13 protein-coding genes and 3 pseudogenes are annotated in these 14,821 nt (G+C 44.6%); 12 read left to right on the forward strand and 4 right to left on the reverse strand.

Annotated elements, in window-relative coordinates; translation table 11 throughout:
• Positions 1–9: 9 nt before the first annotated feature.
• Entirely contained in the window at positions 10–1,356 is a 1,347-nt protein-coding gene (gene gcvPA / locus GDZ68_RS11010) for an aminomethyl-transferring glycine dehydrogenase subunit GcvPA (protein WP_153722441.1), read from the forward strand.
• The gene (gene gcvPB, locus GDZ68_RS11015; RefSeq protein ID WP_153722349.1) at positions 1,349–2,812 is read left to right on the forward strand and encodes an aminomethyl-transferring glycine dehydrogenase subunit GcvPB; all 1,464 of its coding nucleotides are present in this window, start codon (positions 1,349–1,351) and stop codon (positions 2,810–2,812) included. The genes gcvPA and gcvPB overlap by 8 nt, the downstream gene beginning before the upstream one ends.
• A gap of 48 nt (positions 2,813–2,860) precedes the next feature.
• Here the strand turns inward: gcvPB and GDZ68_RS11020 are convergent, their stop codons facing one another.
• Both GDZ68_RS11020 and GDZ68_RS11025 read right to left on the reverse strand, forming a co-directional pair.
• Positions 2,861–4,129, reverse strand: a complete 1,269-nt coding sequence (locus GDZ68_RS11020) for an ATP-binding protein (protein WP_153722350.1) — start codon at positions 4,127–4,129, stop codon at positions 2,861–2,863.
• Positions 4,130–4,188: 59 nt separating this feature from the next.
• Positions 4,189–4,566: a rhodanese-like domain-containing protein gene (locus tag GDZ68_RS11025; protein ID WP_228551082.1), complete on the reverse strand. Its 378-nt coding sequence runs from the start codon at positions 4,564–4,566 to the stop codon at positions 4,189–4,191.
• 147 nt (positions 4,567–4,713) lie between these two features.
• Between GDZ68_RS11025 and GDZ68_RS11030 the strand changes: the two genes are divergently transcribed.
• The 4 genes and pseudogenes from GDZ68_RS11030 to GDZ68_RS11045 form a co-directional block, all read left to right on the forward strand.
• On the forward strand, positions 4,714–5,547 hold the full coding sequence (locus GDZ68_RS11030) for a lipoate--protein ligase family protein (RefSeq protein ID WP_153722352.1): 834 nt from the start codon (positions 4,714–4,716) through the stop codon (positions 5,545–5,547).
• 163 nt (positions 5,548–5,710) lie between these two features.
• Positions 5,711–6,526 (forward strand): annotated as a pseudogene (locus GDZ68_RS11035) (ribonucleotide reductase N-terminal alpha domain-containing protein); the annotation flags it as partial.
• Positions 6,527–6,807: 281 nt separating this feature from the next.
• A pseudogene (locus GDZ68_RS11040) lies at positions 6,808–7,992 on the forward strand (vitamin B12-dependent ribonucleotide reductase); the annotation flags it as partial.
• A gap of 276 nt (positions 7,993–8,268) precedes the next feature.
• Positions 8,269–8,871 (forward strand): annotated as a pseudogene (locus GDZ68_RS11045) (vitamin B12-dependent ribonucleotide reductase); the annotation flags it as partial.
• An 83-nt stretch (positions 8,872–8,954) separates the two neighbouring features.
• Here GDZ68_RS11045 and GDZ68_RS11050 read toward each other — a convergent pair.
• Positions 8,955–10,160, reverse strand: a complete 1,206-nt coding sequence (locus tag GDZ68_RS11050) for an MFS transporter (protein ID WP_153722355.1) — start codon at positions 10,158–10,160, stop codon at positions 8,955–8,957.
• 250 nt (positions 10,161–10,410) lie between these two features.
• Positions 10,411–11,406 (reverse strand): DUF1385 domain-containing protein, encoded by a 996-nt coding sequence (locus GDZ68_RS11055; RefSeq protein ID WP_153722356.1) that lies wholly within the window; start codon positions 11,404–11,406, stop codon positions 10,411–10,413.
• 122 nt (positions 11,407–11,528) lie between these two features.
• Between GDZ68_RS11055 and GDZ68_RS11060 the strand changes: the two genes are divergently transcribed.
• From GDZ68_RS11060 to GDZ68_RS11085, 6 genes are all read left to right on the forward strand, one after another.
• Positions 11,529–11,954: a hypothetical protein gene (locus GDZ68_RS11060; protein WP_153722357.1), complete on the forward strand. Its 426-nt coding sequence runs from the start codon at positions 11,529–11,531 to the stop codon at positions 11,952–11,954.
• 71 nt (positions 11,955–12,025) lie between these two features.
• On the forward strand, positions 12,026–12,472 hold the full coding sequence (aroQ, locus tag GDZ68_RS11065; RefSeq protein ID WP_153722358.1) for a type II 3-dehydroquinate dehydratase: 447 nt from the start codon (positions 12,026–12,028) through the stop codon (positions 12,470–12,472).
• Positions 12,469–13,527 (forward strand): M24 family metallopeptidase, encoded by a 1,059-nt coding sequence (locus GDZ68_RS11070; protein ID WP_153722359.1) that lies wholly within the window; start codon positions 12,469–12,471, stop codon positions 13,525–13,527. The genes aroQ and GDZ68_RS11070 overlap by 4 nt, the downstream gene beginning before the upstream one ends.
• Before the next feature lie 21 nt (positions 13,528–13,548).
• Positions 13,549–14,106, forward strand: coding sequence for an elongation factor P (efp, locus tag GDZ68_RS11075; RefSeq protein WP_153722360.1), 558 nt, complete (start codon positions 13,549–13,551; stop codon positions 14,104–14,106).
• Between the two features lie 102 nt (positions 14,107–14,208).
• Positions 14,209–14,418 carry a hypothetical protein gene (locus tag GDZ68_RS11080; RefSeq protein ID WP_029054553.1) on the forward strand — a complete coding sequence of 70 codons (210 nt, stop codon included), beginning with the start codon at positions 14,209–14,211 and terminating at the stop codon, positions 14,416–14,418.
• A complete protein-coding gene (locus GDZ68_RS11085) occupies positions 14,418–14,795 on the forward strand; it encodes a stage III sporulation AC/AD family protein (RefSeq protein ID WP_153722361.1) in 378 nt (125 codons plus the stop codon). Before GDZ68_RS11080 ends, GDZ68_RS11085 begins: the two co-directional genes overlap by 1 nt.
• The last annotated feature ends 26 nt before the right edge of the window (positions 14,796–14,821 follow it).

The following is a 14,821-nucleotide window of genomic DNA, read 5'->3' on the forward strand; positions in this document are numbered from 1 at the left end:
CAAAATATGTTGAAGCATCGTTATCTTCCTATGACGGAGCAAGATCAGAAAGAAATGTTGGAAACGATTGGAATTTCTTCCGTTGATGAATTGTTTGCAGATATTCCTGAAAAGGTTCGTTTTACAGGTGAGTATAAGATTAAACAGGCAAAATCCGAAACATCTTTATTGAAAGAACTTGGCCGGCTGGCGGCAAAGAATGTCAACGCGCAGGATTATGCTTCATTCCTTGGGGCAGGCGTTTATGATCACTACAAGCCGATCATCGTTGATCATGTCATTTCGCGGTCTGAATTCTACACAGCGTATACACCGTATCAGCCAGAAATTTCTCAAGGAGAATTGCAGGCTATTTTCGAATTTCAGACGATGATCTGTGAACTGACAGGAATGGATTTGGCGAATTCCTCCATGTACGATGGTGGAACTGCATTGGCGGAAGCAGGAACGCTCGCTGCCGGCCATACAAAACGCAAGAAGTTGCTGGTGTCTTCAACAGTTCATTCGGAATCACAAGCAGTAGTGAAATCCTATGCAAGCGGACAGTCCATTGAAGTGGTAACGATTCCGCACGCAGACGGCGTAACGGATATTGAAGAGCTTAAGAGGTTAATCGATGATCAGACAGCTGCAGTACTTGTTCAATACCCAAACTTTTACGGTCAGGTGGAAGATCTGCAGACGATGAGTGATATTGCTCATGAAAACGGTGCACTTTTTGTTGTGTCGGCAAATCCGCTGTCACTCGGACTTCTGACGCCTCCGGGTGCGCTTGGTGCGGATATTACAGTAGGGGATGCACAGCCGTTTGGTATCGCCGAAGCTTTCGGAGGTCCTCACTGCGGTTATTTCGCAGTAACAAAGAAACTAATGCGCAAAGTTCCGGGCAGATTAGTCGGTGAAACGACAGATGATCAAGGACGCAGAGGCTATGTGCTGACGTTGCAGGCCCGTGAACAGCATATCCGCCGCGATAAAGCGACATCCAATATTTGTTCCAATCAAGCCTTGAATGCGCTGGCTGCTTCTGTTGCCATGACAGCACTCGGCAAAGAAGGCATTAAGGAGATTGCTTATCAAAATATCGCAAAAACGGCTTATGCCCGTTCCGCATTTGAGAAAGCTGGTTTTGAAGTGAAGTTCAGCCCGTCTCATTTCAATGAAATTGTCGTAGACTGCAAAGCGCCTGTTAAAGAAGTGAATGAGCGTTTGCTAAAGCAGGGCATCATTGGCGGCTATGATCTCAGTCTAGTGGATGGAAATCTGGCAAATCATGCGCTGGTTGCGGTAACGGAACAGCGTACGAAAGAAGAAATCGATGCATACGTGCAGGAACTGGAGGCTATTCATGCATAACGAAAATCAATCCCTCATATTTGAGATCTCAAAAGCCGGTCGTGTCGGTTACAGTCTTCCTGAACTGGATGTACCTGAAGTAGATGTTACTTCTATCCTGCCGCAAGGTTTGATCCGTACAGAAGATGCTGAACTGCCGGAAGTGGCAGAACTCGATATTATGCGTCATTACACAGCACTGTCCAACCGCAATCACGGTGTAGATACAGGATTTTATCCGCTTGGTTCATGCACAATGAAGTACAATCCGAAAATAAATGAAGCAGTCGCCCGTTTCCCTGGATTTGCCCGTGTTCATCCGCTGCAGGATGAGTCGACAGTGCAAGGTGCATTGGAAGTGGCTTATGATCTGCAAGAGCATCTGGCTGAAATTACCGGCATGCCTGCGGTGACACTACAGCCTGCTGCCGGAGCACACGGTGAGTGGACGGCCCTGATGATGATCCGTGCATTCCACGAGGCAAACGGTGATACGGAGCGTACGAAAGTGCTCGTTCCGGACTCTGCACACGGAACAAACCCTGCTTCTGCAACAGTGGCCGGTTTTGATACGATCACAGTAAAATCAAATGATAACGGGTTAGTGGACTTGGAAGACTTAAAATCGAAAGTAGGCACGGATACAGCTGCCTTGATGCTGACGAATCCAAATACGCTTGGGCTATTTGAAGAAGATATTCTTGAAATGGCTGCGATCGTGCACGGTGTGGGAGGTAAACTCTATTATGACGGGGCAAACCTGAATGCCGTCATGTCAAAAGCACGTCCTGGAGATATGGGCTTTGATGCCGTTCACTTGAACTTGCATAAGACGTTTACGGGACCGCACGGCGGCGGAGGCCCAGGTTCAGGTCCGGTCGGTGTAACGGAAGAACTGGCAGCATTTATGCCAAAGCCGGTTATCACGAAAAAAGAAGACCGTTTTGTTCTGGACTACGACGTGCCGCAATCAATTGGCCGAGTGAAGCCGTATTACGGCAACTTCGGTATTTATCTGCGTGCTTACACGTATATTCGCACGATGGGTCCGGACGGCCTGAAAGCCGTAACGGAATACGCTGTGCTGAATGCCAACTATATGATGCGCCGTCTCGAGCCGTATTTTGATCTGCCGTATACGCAGCATTGCAAACACGAGTTTGTATTATCAGGCCGGCGCCAGAAGAAACTGGGAGTCCGTACGCTTGATATGGCAAAACGTCTTCTTGATTTCGGCTACCATCCGCCAACGATCTACTTCCCGCTGAACGTAGAAGAAGGAATGATGATCGAGCCTACGGAAACTGAATCAAAGGAAACTTTGGATGCTTTCATTGAAGCGATGATTCAGATCGCCAAAGAGGTAGAAGAAAATCCGGAAATCGTTCAGGAAGCACCGCACACAACTGTGATCGGACGTCTGGATGAAACGAAGGCAGCACGTAAACCGGTTCTGCGTTATACAAAAGAAGCATAATAAACGGTAAAAGGAGAGACGATAATCATCGTCTCTCCTTTTCTGTGTTCAATTAAATCCGATGGAAGAATCGGTGTCCCAGTCATTGCGTGTCGCCTGGCGGTGCTGTTTCTGCAATTCTTTAATGCGCTCAGCGAACGAAATGGTTCCTTCATAGTGATAGGTAAGCGCAATCGACATATACAACTCATTTAATTGAGAGATGGACAGTTCTTTGGTCTGCTCGGCTATTGCGTCAATATGGCTTTCATCAAGTAAGTTCTTACGGTCGAGTCTTTGTATATATTCTTTCCGCACATTTTTTGTGGGCGAGGTGATTTCATACGTGCTGTCAAACCGACCAGCACGGTTTATTAAGGCAGGGTCTATACGTTCGGGATAATTCGTTGTGCCGATGATAAAGAGGCCGTCGCGGACGTGTACGCCGTCCAGTGTGTTCAAAAATGTACTGCGCATATGTTCGGGCATGGAATCCATGTCCTCGATGACAAGAATGGCGGGTGCCAGACGTTCAACGGTCGAGAAAACCTCCTGTACAGAATGACTGCCTGTGAATTCAGTGATCTGCCAATAGACAACCGGTGCATCGGTCATTCCAGTAATTGAACGTACGAGAGTAGTTTTGCCGTTGCCGGGAGATCCGTAGAGCAGGATACCCCGTTTATACGGCAGGCCATACTCCTTGAAGAAGCGTCCGTCGTCAGTGAAAAACTCATCGATGGATCGGAACAGCTCATTTTTCAGCTTTTCATCAAGCAGCACATCCTTGCGCTCAATTTGTTCGCCTGCGCCGTAAGTTTTCTTTCCGATGCCTTCTTCCGTATCGACTAAATACGTTATGGCGGCCTTCATGGATTCTCTTTGAATGGTGTTCAATTCATGAATAAAGTGTCCGACGTGTTCGGCAGAAGGAGCGAAAAGCATTTGTTCTGACCAAGTCTCACCAGTCGTCACATAATACGTAATTTTAGCTGCAGCTATCTGATAACCGGGAAAGAAAAGCAACTGATTGTCGATCGTTTCGGATTTTTCAATGGAAAATCCTGTTGCCGAGGAATCCGGTATGACTTTTTCGCTTGGCAGTGTTTCATAGATATGTGCAAGCGATTCATAGTCAATCTTCTTTTGATGAATCAGTTCCGGCAGCATCGAGTCGGTATAAGTTAGGAATTCTTCAGCATTGATAATCTTCCAGTCATCAGGCGAACGCTCCTGAAGTTTGTTTAAGATCGCCTGAATGACTTCAGCGTAAGGCTGCAGATGAGGCAGTTTTACGTATTGCTCCGGCAGACTTGGAATTAGAAAATTGGACTTCAATGGTTGTTCATTCTCCTTTATAAATAATAAATCCCCCTGAACAGGAGGATTCAATATTGTTATTTTGTTTTAATTTTTCCTGACCACTGCTTGAATCCGCCCTGCAATTGATAAATTTCCGTACAGCCTTTTTTCTTCAGGAATAAAGCAGCCCGGCCTGTACGGCTGTTATTTTGGTCGTAAAGATAGATCTGCTTGTCGGGGCGAATTTCTTTATAACGCTGTGAAAACTGTGTAAATGGAATATTACGGGCACCTAAAATATGTCCGGCATCAAAATCTTTTGGCTCCCGGACATCGATCAGCTGCGCTTTACGGTATCCTTGGATAAATTGTTCCTGCGTTAATGTGGTGAGTGCCTTTCGTACGCGAAGATATGTAATAACGAAATACAGGATGACTGCGAGCAACACTGCGCCCAAAATAAAGTAATTCAAAAAACTTCCCCCTTTTATCAATATCTCTATTATAAAGATTATCTAGCATCAGTTCAATCGGAATGTTAAAATGTAATGCGTTATTGTTTTTTTTGTTCACGATTTCATATAGCATAAATGAAATATGACACATTAAGGAGAATGAATATGACAAAAGCGGTTTGGCACTACGTAGATTCAGGGAAATGTACCCCGTCTTTCAATATGGCGCTTGACGAGGCGCTTCTTGATTTACATAGCCGCGGTGAAATCGGCCCGGTTCTGCGTTTTTATGAATGGTCACCTCCTACCTTATCGATCGGATATTTTCAGCGCATCGAAAAAGATATCGATATGGAGAAAGTTAAAGAGCTCGGTCTGGGCTTTGTCCGAAGACCGACTGGCGGCAGAGGTGTTCTGCATGAACATGAATTGACTTACAGTGTCATTGTCAGCGAACAGTATCCCGATATGCCTGATTCTGTCACAGAAGCATACCGTGTAATTTCAGGCGGCTTATTGCAGGGATTCCGCAATTTAGGCTTGCAGGCAGAGTTCTCAATACCGGATGAAGAAGTGACAGATCAGCTGAGACGTCCGAAAAGCGGAGTCTGTTTTGATGCGCCGAGCTGGTATGAATTGGTCGTAGAAGGCAAGAAAGTTGCAGGCAGTGCGCAGACACGTCAAAAAGGTGTTATTTTACAGCATGGCGCGATATTAATGAGTTTAGACGTGGATAAACTGACTTCGATCTTTACTTATTCATCTCCGGAACTGAAAGAACGTGTACGCAGAACGCTGCCGGACCGTGCGATTGCGATTGATCGCCTGACAGACCGGGAAATTACGGTCGATGAATGCAAGACCGCATTTTCGCAAGGCTTCGAGAGTGCTCTTGATATTTCATTGGAGCCTCTCGAATTAACGGAGGAGCAGATGAATCTGGTGCGCAGAATTGAAAAAGAAAAATATGCGAATGATGACTGGAATTTCAAAAAGTAATGTTAGCTCTTTTGTGCTATTTTTTTAACTGAAATGTTGCTGCATTAACTTTTTGAAATTTCAAGAGAAAAATAGCTCATTGACAAAAGATCTATATGTAGTAGATTTATTTATAACGAGAACACAATATATGGTGTTCTGATGGAAATAAGGAGGATGTTATATGGTAACGATCTCTAAACAGGGTGAACCATTTTTGAACAAACAGCAGTTGAATGAGGACATATCAAAGTTTCCGCAAGTACATCCGATTACAGATGATATGAAACTGACACACAGCGGGGTATCACGTCTGGTGATGATCGACCGTTATTCATTTAAGGATACGGAAAAGAAAACGCTGAAAGAAGGAGATTTCGTCGTACTGACTGTGCGCGAAGATCCTAAATTTCCGGCACGCGGTTTAGGTTATATTGTGAAATTGGACAAGACTGAAGGGAAAGCAGACATCTGGATCGAAGAAGAGTTCAGATCTTCTATTGATGATGCAGAAGAGCAGCAGCGCGGCACAATTACACGGCCATTAGATGTATTGGAAAAGCCGCTCGAAGTGTTTTATGAACAGATTGCGATGCGTAACGCGACAGGGCTTGCTTCTGTAGAGAAAACGGAAGATCAAAGAACCCGGTCATACGACATGTTCTATGACCAGCTTCGATCTCTGAATTTCATTCCGGCGGGACGAGTTCTGTACGGAGCAGGTTCGGATACGGACGTAACTTTCTTCAACTGCTACGTCATGCCGTTTGTGCCTGATTCCCGTGAAGGAATTTCCGATCACCGCAAGCAAGTGATGGAGATCATGAGCCGCGGCGGCGGTGTTGGCACAAATGGTTCCACATTGCGTCCGCGCAACACACTCGCACGCGGAGTAAACGGCAAATCTTCCGGTTCAGTTTCCTGGCTGGATGATATTGCAAAATTGACGCATCTTGTGGAACAGGGCGGGTCAAGACGTGGTAAAAAGAAGTGCCTCGTCTATAAACTAACCTCGTGAATTGCTGGAAACTCTTTTATGACTTGTTGGCTACAACGTGACCGGAAACGGTGAACGTGAATGCTTGAAAACAACAAGTGGTTAAAGACAATCAGCAGCCAAGCCTCTAAGACAATTGTTATGAGGAAGGTTCAACGACCATCGAAAGCATGCAGAAGCAGAAGCGAGTAGAGTAGGGTTCAAGCGAACTCGAAGTGCGAGGACACCATGAAGGTGTAAGATATGGTCTGAACTCTATGGCGACATAGAGAGTTGATCAAGCGAATCAACGCAACGAAATGGCTCAAATGATTATGTTGTCCAACTGGCACCCCGACATCTGCGAATTCATCATTTCCAAGATGCAGAATCCGCGAATTTTGCGGTATTTGATCGAAAACACAGAAGAAGAGTTAATTAAGAAACTCGCGAATGAAAAATTGAGTTTCAAGCCGCTGACAGCGCAAGAAGAAGCGATGTATCAAGGGATTATGAATTATAAACACATCGCCGGCCAAGGCGGTTTCAATCCTGCCATTATTCGTGATGCAGAGCTGAAGCTTCAGGATGGCGGAACGTACTCCGTTCATAATCCTGAATTCCTGACAGGTGCAAATATTTCAGTGACATTGACGGATGATTTTATGAAAGCTGTGGAAGAAGATGCTGATTATGATCTTCGTTTCCCGGCTGTAGAAAATTATTCACCTGAAGAAATGAAGCATTATAATGAGCAGTGGCATGAAGTTGGCGATGTACGCGAATGGGAGCGTCTTGGTCACGAAGTTCGTGTCTACCGTACTATTAAAGCCCGTGCATTATGGGATCTGATCAATATTTGTGCAACATATTCTGCAGAGCCGGGCATTTTCTTTATTGATAATGCGAATGACGAAACGAATGCAAAAGCGTATGGACAGCAAGTTGTCGCTACAAACCCATGTGGTGAGCAACCACTCGCACCATATTCCGTCTGCAATTTAGCAGCGGTCAACCTCGCGGAAATGGCGGATAAAGAAACAAAGACTGTGAACTTCAATAAACTAAAAGAAACAGTAAAAACCGGCGTACGCATGCAGGATAACGTAATCGATGCTACTCCGTATTTCCTGGAAGATAACAAGGTGCAGGCTCTCGGTGAACGCCGTGTAGGACTTGGCGTCATGGGACTTGCCGATCTGCACATTTATTGTGAAAAAGAATACGGGTCTCCTGAAGGCAACCAATTGGTCGATGAAGTATTTGAAGCTATTGCGACAACAGCTTACCGCGAATCAATTGAATTGGCGAAAGAAAAAGGAAGTTTCCCGTTCTTGATTGGTAAGACAGACGAAGAAACAAAAGCATTGCGTCATGCATTTATTAATACTGGTTTCATGAAACGTATGCCTGAAGATATTCGGGAAGCGATACTTGAACACGGTATTAGAAACTCTCATCTACTGACTGTTGCTCCAACGGGTAAATGAATTGCCCCCGATGCAAGTAATTGCATCGTGCACATCTGGCTATATGCGGGAAACCCTGAGAATCCCTTCGTACCTGTAACTTGCCATTACGTAAAAAGGTAAAAATCGAAAGGTGCAGACAATCCGCAGGGAAGTCATGGCTGACCCCTCAACGACTACACGCCGGACAACCAATAGAATCAAAATCGGTTGATGATATAGTCTGACCCATATGGCGACATATGGAGCGGGTATTGATAATCCCGCCCTCCTGAAAATAGGAGAGTAACAAAAGTGAGTACTGGAACAATGGTAGGAGTTTCCACAGGTCTAGAACCTTATTTCTCCTTCACTTATTACCGCAGCGGACGTCTCGGTAAATTCATCGAAGTAAAAGCGGAAATTGTAGAAGAGTATCTACAAAGCAATCCAGACGCAGATCCGGATAACTTGCCGAAATGGTTTATTTCATCTATGGAGCTTGCACCGGAAGCACATGCTGATGTGCAGTGCATCATCCAGCGCTGGATTGACAGCTCCATCTCTAAAACGGTTAACGCGCCAAGAGGCTATACCGTTAAGCAGGTGGAGAGCGTTTATGAAAGACTGTATAAAGGCGGAGCAAAAGGCGGCACAGTTTACGTAGACGGCAGCCGTGATTCGCAGGTTCTGACTCTGAAAGCGGAAGATAATATTCCGGATACAGAAGAAGCGGTAGAAGTAATGGAACAGCCAAAAGTCGTGCTCGTCAACACGATTCAGGCATTGCGTTCAACAAACGTTACGATCGGTTCTGAAGTAGGCGATACATGTCCGGTCTGCCGACAAGGTACGGTAGAAGAAATCGGCGGATGTAATACATGTACAAACTGCCAGGCGCAATTAAAATGCGGATTATAAAAAGTGCAATTTAAAGAAGTGCAATTCAAATAATGAAAAGCCGTATGAGAGTGAACGTCACATCTCATACGGCTTTTTATCGTTTATTCAGCTGTAATCATAAAATCCCGGCGTCGGATGACTGCATAGACAGCTCCGGCAGCCAACAAAGCAGCGGCTAAGATAAATGTGATTCGTATGTCCATCATCTCCGCCACCGCCCCGAAGCCAAGTGAGGAAATACCAAATAACAAGGAAATTACAGCGCTTTGCACTGCATAAATTTTAGGGAGTTCTTCAACTGTTGCTGATTTTTGGAGCAATGTCTCACTTACAATGCTTTTCACTTGCTGGACAACCCCATTTAGTATGACGATTATGATTGAAATCCAGGGTATAGCCGTCAGTCCAAAAAGAAGCGTGACCATACTAATGCCGAATGAAAATAAAATCAGCAATTGTCTAAGATTATTCTCAATCCTAGCCGCGTATCGTGAACATATGATACCGCCAATAATCATGCCCGCAAAAAACGCAGTATTGATGTAGCCCCACCAAGCTTCTGTCTGATTCAGCACTTCCGCCACAAAAATATATAGAATAGAAGCAATCCAAACCACGTTAGCAATCGCCTCGAACACTATAATTACATGCAGACTTCTGAAAAGTGGGTTTTTCCAAATGATTTTCCAGCCTTCAGTCAGCTCACCGCTTTGTTTTCCATTAGTAGCCTTTCGATGAAAAGGTACTGGATCCAAAATCCCGAACATCATGAAAGTGGATATGATATAAAAACCCAACGTACTCAAAATCACGAGCTTCCCGCCAGCCAATGCAACGAAAATACCGCCGAGAGCCCAGCCGCCTAAATTCACTGTTTCAGAAACAATGGAAAAGAAGCTGTTTGCTTTCACGAGCTGTTCTTTTTGAACAATCCGCGGCAGCATAGCATGACTTGCAGGCGATGCCCAGCCGTCCAGAAAGGCAATGGCACCTACAAAAAACAAAATAACGAAAACAATCAGTTTAGCTTCAGTCATCAAAAAAAGGACCAGAAAGCTTAGCAAAACGGTCTTGCCTGTCTGTGAATAAACTAACAGCCTTTTTAACGGATAACGATTCAGCAGCCATGGGGAAACGATTCCGCTTATAAACCGGCCAAACATATTGATGAAAGGCACTAAAGCTAAAATAAATGGTGACTCAGTCTGAATGTACAAAATAGAAATAATCCCTACGATATAAAAAACATCGCCAAGATTAGCCAGAGACTGACCTAACCAAAGAAAACGAAACGATTTATTCTTCATTCTTACTACCCCTTTTAAATTAAATTGTAATCAATTTTATTAGGGTAGTTTTACACTCGTATAATACCTCCTCTACACTGAAACAGCTCAATACAATAAAAAAGATGGATCATGCATGGTATACAGAAAGCTTCAAGCAAGGCAGTAAGAATGAAAATATATCTGAATTTAGTTAATAGTATCATATCAGTCTCCGTAAAATCAAAACACCCCGTAAGTCAGTTGACTGACTTGCGGGGTGTTATTTTCATTAAGACAGCATCGACACAGGTTTCTGTTCGTCTGCTGATTCTGTTTCTACTGCAACTTCTTTATTCAGAACACCGATACCGTGCTCTTCAATTTCCAATAATTTCTCAAAGGAAGCAATTGCCACTTCCACCTGCTTGTCATCCGGTTCTTTTGTAGTCAGCAGCTGCAGCCAAAGACCAGGGTAGCCTAAATAACGAAGTACCGGCACATTTCGGACCGAGTTCGTCAGCTGAAGCACTTCAAATGAAATGCCGAGAACTACAGGAATTAAGAGTATCCGGTTCACTACGCGCAGCCAGAGCGGATCAGTCGGCACGAGGAAGTAGATAAACATTCCGACAATGACGGTGAACAAGAGGAAACTGCTGCCGCACCGGTAGTGTAAACGGGATTGGGACTGGACATTTTCTACGGTCATTTCTAAGTTATTCTCATAATTGTTGATAACTTTATGTTCTGCGCCATGATACTGAAATACGCGTTTGATCAGAGGCGTCATCGAAATCAGGCCAATATACGTCAGCAGCAGAGTCAGTTTAAAGAAACTCTCCAGCATAATCTGGGCGGTCTTTCCGGGAGCCACTGATTGAAATAACTCCGCCAGGAAAACAGGTACTAACGTGAAGACGAATTTACTGAATAAAAAGGTAAGCACGCCGACTGCGGCCACGCCGAGAATCATTACTAATTTTGATGTTTCTTCTTCTGTCTGCTGCTCATCTTCCTCACCTGGCATCACATCATACCGGTCACTTGCAAAGGTTAAATGCCTGGAACCGTTCCCGGCCGATTCAATCAAGGCCACAATGCCCCGGATTAAAGGAATTTTTTTCAGTTTTTGCCTCACCGGATGCTGTTCTCTTGGTACATGAAAATACTCAATGGAATCATCTTTCCTGCGAATAGCAGTAACGGTATCTTGTTTTCCGCCGAACATGACTCCTTCTATAAGCGCCTGTCCTCCGTATGCAGGAGGAGTTTTGGATTCACTCATTACATACCCACACTTTCTTTCGTTAGAAACGATATCACTAGTGTACTAAAAAATCGGACAATGCACCATTCAGATGTTTAAAAAAATCCAAAAAAACTCACACTGTCAGGGGAGGGATCACTATGCGCATTACCACGACGCACGTTCTCACAGCTTTAATGGCCGCTGTACTGTCTGTTTTCTCAATGAAATTTCTGCAAGTCTTCAAATTCATCAAATGGTCACCAATAGGCTGGACGAAGAGGTTCCACCTATTCATTGATTCACCCGAATGGGTAAAATGGCTAATGCTGGGCATCATTTGTTTCGTGCTATTTTTCCTGTTATATATGATTGCACTTTTCACATATAAAATTCCGCCAGTCATTTCCTCACTCGTCTTCACCGCCATCGCCATTTTCGCTATCGAATGGACGATTTATGTAAAACCCGATATGACAATGGCTCAATTCATCAAAAAACTTTCTATTCCATTTGCCTGTCTGCTTGCCATGATCATCCGATTTGTCATCGGTACATCCGTTTATGTAAGAAAAACTTTAGGATAATAAATGAAATAGTTTGTCCGGCCTACTCATTGTGCTAAAATAGGAAAGAAAAATGAGTGGGGGGAGATTGGATGGAACTTCTGTTATTGAACGGTCCGAATTTAAACCGTCTCGGCAAAAGGGAACCTGATATATACGGTGCAGAAACACTGGAAGATATTGAAAACAGGATACAGCGTCTGGCTGAAGAAGCGGATGTAACGGTATCTTGTTACCAGTCGAATATTGAAGGGGAACTGATCAACAGGATCCATGATGCAGGTGACAACGAAATTGACGGCATTATCTTTAATCCCGGTGCATTCACGCATTATAGCATTGCGCTGCGGGACGCCATTGCTTCAATTTCTGTTCCCGTCATTGAAGTCCATATCTCAAACATACATACACGTGAAGAATTCCGCCACACTTCCGTCATTGCGCCAGTCGCAGCCGGACAGCTCTGCGGATTCGGAACAGACGGGTATGATCTCGCCTTCCATGCGTTTCTGCTAAAACGAAAGGAGAGACAATCATGAAGATAGAAAAACTGCGTCAACTTCTGGAAGAACAGCAAGTTGATGCGCTGCTGATTACAAGCCCATACAACCGCCGCTATATGACCCACTTTACCGGATCAGCGGGAGCCGTGATTATTTCCCGCAATGATGCCGTTTTCATTACTGATTTCCGTTATATGGACCAGGCGAACGAACAGGTTCACGGATTCCGCATTGTTCAGCATACCGGCACGATGATTCAAGAGGTTGCGAATCAAGTAAAAGAAATGAAGATTCGTACACTGGGATTCGAAAAAGAGCATATGAGCTACAGCCAGTTTGAAATGTACAAGGAGCATACAGAAGCAGAACTTGTTCCTTCAGCCGGCTTAGTTGAAAAGTTGCGTCTGATTAAAACACCCGACGAAATTGAAACACTGAAGCAGGCGGCTGCTATTGCAGATGCTGCGTTCGTCTATATTTGCTCTGTCATCAAAGCAGGAAAAACCGAGCTCGAAATTTCCAATGAATTAGAGTTTTTCATGCGCAGGCAGGGTGCAACATCTTCTTCATTCGATATCATTGTCGCTTCTGGCGAAAGAGGGGCTTTACCGCATGGGGTCGCTTCTGCTAAAGTGATTGAAGATGGTGATTTTGTAACGATGGATTACGGTGCGCTCTATAATGGATATATTTCTGACATCACACGAACCGTGGCAGTCGGACAGCCTTCTGCTAAACTGGCAGAAATATATGATGTGACGCTCAAGGCGCAGGAGCTTGCGGTGGAGAACATCAAGCCGGGTATGACAGGAATCGAAGCAGATAGAATCGCACGGGACTATATCAAGTCAAAAGGCTACGGTGAAGCATTCGGTCATTCGACTGGTCACGGAATCGGAATGGAAGTCCATGAAGCACCCGCGCTGTCGTTCCGTTCTGAGACGGTGTTAGTGCCGAATATGGCAGTGACGGTTGAACCGGGAATTTATCTGCCGGGTATCGGCGGTGTCCGGATCGAAGACGATCTTCTGATCACAGAAACGGGCAATGAACGTTTGACTAAGTCTACAAAAGAGCTTCTAATTTTATAATCGAATAATGGAGGAATACCAATGATTTCAGTAAACGAATTTCGTACAGGATTAACAATTGAATTTGACGGAGATATTTGGCGCGTAATGGAATTCCAGCACGTGAAACCGGGGAAAGGCGCTGCATTCGTACGTTCGAAATTGCGTAATCTTCGTTCAGGAAACGTCCAGGAAAAGACGTTCCGTGCGGGAGAAAAAGTAGAAAAAGCACAAATCGACAACCGCCGCATGCAGTATTTGTATGCAAACGGCGACGAGCATGTATTCATGGACAATGAATCATACGAGCAGCTGGAACTCGCTTCTACACAGCTTGAATATGAATTGAAATTCCTGAAAGAGAATATGGAAGTTCATGTCATCACTTATAAAGACGAAGTACTCGGCGTTGAACTGCCGACTACAGTTGTACTGGAAGTTGCTGAAACAGAGCCGGGCATCAAAGGTGACACGGCGAGCGGCGGATCGAAGCCTGCAAAAATGGAAACAGGCTTGACTGTACAAGTCCCGTTCTTCGTTAACCAGGGTGATCATCTTGTGATCAACACAGATGAAGCGGAATACGTCTCCCGCGCCTAATCAACTATACACATCGAGCACACGAGAAAACTCTCGTGTGTTTTTTTGTGCATAACGTTTATCTGCTTTTCATAGAGTAGAGCATGGAGGAGGCGTAGCGGGATGGAATTGAACGATTTATTGCGCATCGCCGGAGTCGGGCTGGTCATTGGGGTTCTGCATGTATTCTTTGAACAGACAGGCAAGAAGGAATTCTCATTTTTTCTGTTTTTCCTTGCCTATCTTTACATCTCCATTGAATTATTAATGTTTCTCCGAATATTTTTTACGGAGATCACTGAATTCTTCAGCTGGTTGTCAATGGCAATGTAATGACGGTTATTTTTCAGCTGCTCGTTGTGTATCTGCTGTTACTGCTTCTATCATTTGCAGCGCCTGCTCTGCATCCCATTATGTACACCGCTTTATTCCTGTTGGTCGTCATGTACGTATTCAGCACGGTTTTTATTCCGTTTGCCGTAAACGTATTATCGCTGATGGAAAAGCTGCCTGCTCCTTACGCGACCTTACTACTTGTAAGTGCAGGGTTGTATTATGTAGCCGAGTTGCTGGCACTCCAAATGAAAGATGAAGGGTACGGCGCATTCGCCCAGCTATTCCAGACAGTCATGAAAATTGTCATTCTCACGCTTTGGTTGCCTTCTATTCAAAAAGTCATCGAAACCATTCATGCTCTTATTCCCTGGTGAGCCTGGAATCTATCATAACGAACGGA

This window comes from Sporosarcina cascadiensis (assembly GCF_009650995.1).
Lineage (GTDB): Bacteria > Bacillota > Bacilli > Bacillales_A > Planococcaceae > Sporosarcina > Sporosarcina cascadiensis.